A 2,243-nucleotide genomic window follows, 5' to 3' on the forward strand; every position below is an offset into this window, starting at 1 on the left:
GAGCTGGAAGCCGCTGCTGGTGACGTTGATGCACTGGGTGGCGCTGGTTCCCCAGCGGTTGTTCTGGGCGATGTAGTGGCCGGCGACAGTGGCTGTTCCGTACTGGTCGCATATCAGGGTGTCGGCCTGGGCGGGGCCTGCTGTGGTCAGCAGTGCGGCCACCAGTCCCAGGACGGCGAGTGCGGCCATGGCGAGGCCGCGTAGCGGAGTCTTCACGATGTCCCTTCCGCAGGGTGGGTGGGAGCAGATGGGTGGGAGCGCTCCCAGGGTGCAAGCTTCGAAGGGAGTTCGACTCTTTGGCAAGGCTGACGACACAACTTTTTGCCGCGGACATGCCCGACTGGGCGCCCTTCGTCCGCCTCTGACGGTGCGTCCGCCCCGGGACGGCGAGTGTGACGCCCGTCACCATCGGGGTCCGGCTGTTGGCTTCACGTGCACTTGAACGAACTAGCTTCATATCCAGTCGCCGAGAAAGTCACACGGCAGAGAACCAGCGACACATGCCCTCGACGGCATGCCACCGGGAGGCCGAAATGACTGGAACCGATGAATCTCCGTACAGTGAGGTCAGCTTTGTGGTCGGCGACGGGTTCGCCGAATTCGCCAGCCACCGGAACGTGCTCACCGTCTCGCAGTTCGCCGGGGTGCTGCGCACCGGCGAGCTGCCCGGCGGCGCCGAGCGGATCAGCGCGGTGCTCGGCCAGGGGATATCGCCGCACGACGCCGCGTATCTGCGCGACCTGATCGAGGCCCGCGGCATGCACCACCGGGTCAAGCTCCTCGGGGACGCGCTGCACGCCCGCGCCGGGCGGGGGCTGGCCCACAAGCACCGGCCCGAGAACGTCCTGATCTCCCGCGCCCGGCGGGTGGCCGACGACCTGTTCGAGGCGGACCTGCTGGTGGACCAGCACTGCGAGCTCATGTCGGACCACACCACCGGACGGCACCTGCAGGGCATGCTCTCCATAGAGGCGGCCCGGCAGATGTTCCTCGCGGTCACCGAGCAGTTCTTCGTACCGGCCGGGGACACCACCGCCCGCTACTTTGTGATCAACCACCTCAACACGGAATTCAAGTCCTTTCTCTTCCCGCTGCCGGCCCGGTTGGACTATCGCGTGGTCGAGAGCTCCACCGAGAATTCCGGACGGCTCTTCTTCCGGGTCGAGGTGTCGGTCGTCCAGCAGGAGACCGAGACCGCCCGGCTGGACATATCCTTCACCGCCTTCGACTCCGAGGTGATTCACCGCAAGGAGGTCCAGCGCGCCGAGTACGCCCTGCGGAGCGCGCTGTCCGCGGCCGCCGCCGCCGAGTCGGTCCGGATGCCCGCCGGGGTGGTCTGAGTGCGGCGGCCCCCGCGGTACCTCGTCTTCAGCGACGTCGACGAGACGCTGATCGACTGCAAGAGCATGTTCGACTTCCAGCGGTTCCAGCTGATCCGCCGTCACGGCGAGCGGGGGCGGCTGCTGGCCGAGTCCCGCCGCCGGCAGGTGCAGCTGGACGCGGACGCCGGGGTCCTCAGGGAGGAGATCAACCGGCGCTACTACCGCCAGTACGCGGGCGAGCCCGCGGACGCTCTGATGCTGCTGGGGCGGCTCTGGTTCGCCGCCGCGCGGGCCGAGCCGGGGTTCTTCGTCCCCGGCACCCTGGAGGCCCTGCGGCAGCACCGGTCGGCGGGTGCCGAGATCGTCCTGGTCTCCGGCTCCTTCCCGCCCTGTCTGGCACCGATCGCGCAGTACCTCGGCGCGGCACGGGTGCTGTGCACCGACCCCGAGGTACGGGAGGGCCGCCTCACCGGCGAGATACGCGAACCGGTCATCGGGGAGGGCAAACGGGCGGCGGTACGCCGGCTGCTGGCCGAGCATCCCCGGGTGGATCCGCAGGACTGCTTCGCCTACGGGGACCATCCCTCCGACATCCCCATGCTCGACTGCGTCGGGCATCCGGTCGCCGTGGGCGGCCACCCCGAGCTGCTGCGGTACGTCGCGCACCGGGGAACCCGGATGCCGTCCGCACCGGCCCTCGCGCCGGCCGCCGGATGACGGCCGTTCGGCACACCGGCCCCGGCCGCCCCGGCCGGAGCCCTCCCAGTCAGCGCCCCGGGCCGCCCGTACGGCCCGGACTCCCCAGCGAAGGAACCCCCATGACCGCGTACACCTCCGGCACGCCCGGGATCGGCATCGTCGGCACCGGCTCCTACCTGCCCGCCAGGGTCGTCAGCAACGCCGAGGTCGGCGCCCGGGCCG

The 2,243-nt window shown here is 70.1% G+C and carries 2 protein-coding genes and 1 pseudogene; 2 read left to right on the forward strand and 1 reads right to left on the reverse strand.

Features of this window, described 5'->3' with window-relative positions; genetic code table 11:
• Positions 1–216 (reverse strand): annotated as a pseudogene (locus AOK09_RS36650) (GH12 family glycosyl hydrolase domain-containing protein); the annotation flags it as partial.
• Between the two features lie 317 nt (positions 217–533).
• Between AOK09_RS36650 and AOK09_RS36655 the strand changes: the two are divergent.
• A complete protein-coding gene (locus AOK09_RS36655; RefSeq protein ID WP_157876202.1) occupies positions 534–1,340 on the forward strand; it encodes an AfsA-related hotdog domain-containing protein in 807 nt (268 codons plus the stop codon).
• Complete coding sequence (locus tag AOK09_RS36660; protein WP_055591482.1) at positions 1,341–2,039, forward strand: HAD family hydrolase; 699 nt, start codon at positions 1,341–1,343, stop codon at positions 2,037–2,039.
• Positions 2,040–2,243: the final 204 nt, after the last annotated feature.

Source organism: Peterkaempfera griseoplana (genome assembly GCF_001418575.1).
Classification (GTDB): Bacteria; Actinomycetota; Actinomycetes; order Streptomycetales; family Streptomycetaceae; genus Peterkaempfera; species Peterkaempfera griseoplana.